Genomic DNA, 1,178 nt, shown 5'->3' with positions numbered 1-1,178 from the left:
AGTATTATCCCTTCTAACAATATTATTATTCCTATCCCTTAAATTTTAACTTCAACTCTTTTTACCGGCTTTAATCCACCGGTTTTTTTGAAATTCATATTGCAATTAAATGTTTCTATAGTGTCTGAAGCATCTATTCCATTAAAATTTATTTTTTCAAATCTGTCTCTATCTATTAAAACAGAAAAAACTGTATCTTCATATTCATCACCTATTAGTGGATTAATCTTATCTACCACATGAATAGCTATGTTTTCTATAGGTAGTAAAGCAAATATTTCTCTTGCTATCCTAATAACACAGCTGCAAATATAGTCTTGTGCAATATCAAAATGCATTGTCTTTGACATCTTTTTTGAAGAAAGTTTTCCGGTTTTTGTAATTTCTAAAACGTGGTTTGGAACCACCTTGTCTGTCTTTGCATGAAACTCTACTTCTAAAATATTGGGTATATCTGTACCTATATTAAAATCACTTCCATAATCTAATATCTCATCAAATGGATGCATTTCAGAAACTACATAAAAATAGCTATCTATATCACCGGCCAAAACTCTTTCTGCAAGTTTTTTCATATTCTCCCAGTCACTATAATTTTGTCTATCCCTCTCTTGTGCTGCAAGAACTGCTTCATTAAGTTTTTGCATTTTACTTTTATGTGCAGCCGGTATAAGTTTCCCAAGAAAGCCGGGCTTAGCATCATGTAGACTTCTCAAAGCTTCATCTTCACAAGGCCCTGGAAACATACGATTGAATGGCTCCGGCTTATCTCTTAGTGAAGGCCAATCTATTATCTCACTACACTCCTCATGAATAGAACGTATCATATCAAGTAATTCATTGAAATTATCTACCATTTCACAATTTCTATTATACTCTTCTTCTTTTTGTTGTTGGACTTGTAAAATTTCTTGTGCTTTTATAGATACATTTGTTCTACTCCTTTTAGACCTTCTTCCACTGCTTGAACTAGTATAAGATAGACCTGTTCCGGGAATACCAACAGAAGTTGTCCTCCTACCACTTGTGTGGACTGTATAATGTAAGCCTCTTGTTCCAAAAGAAACACTCGCACCTGTTTTTCCAAAATTTAACTTTATACCTTTACAAATTTTAATACTTTTTCTAAAACGTAATCCCATTTTCTCACCTATATAAATAAAATTTACTTGAATTAT

1 protein-coding gene is annotated in these 1,178 nt (G+C 32.3%); it reads right to left on the bottom strand.

What is annotated here, in order from left to right; genetic code table 11:
- Nucleotides 1–38: 38 nt before the first annotated feature.
- Nucleotides 39–1,178 (bottom strand): DUF4236 domain-containing protein (locus HMPREF0381_RS07175; protein WP_008751272.1); only part of this gene is annotated, 1,140 nt, incomplete at its 5' end.

It is taken from the genome of Lachnoanaerobaculum saburreum DSM 3986 (assembly GCF_000185385.1).
GTDB classification, from domain to species: domain Bacteria; phylum Bacillota; class Clostridia; order Lachnospirales; family Lachnospiraceae; genus Lachnoanaerobaculum; species Lachnoanaerobaculum saburreum.
Note: the sequence above shows the minus strand (reverse complement) of the source record. Positions and strands in the feature narration are given on the sequence as shown.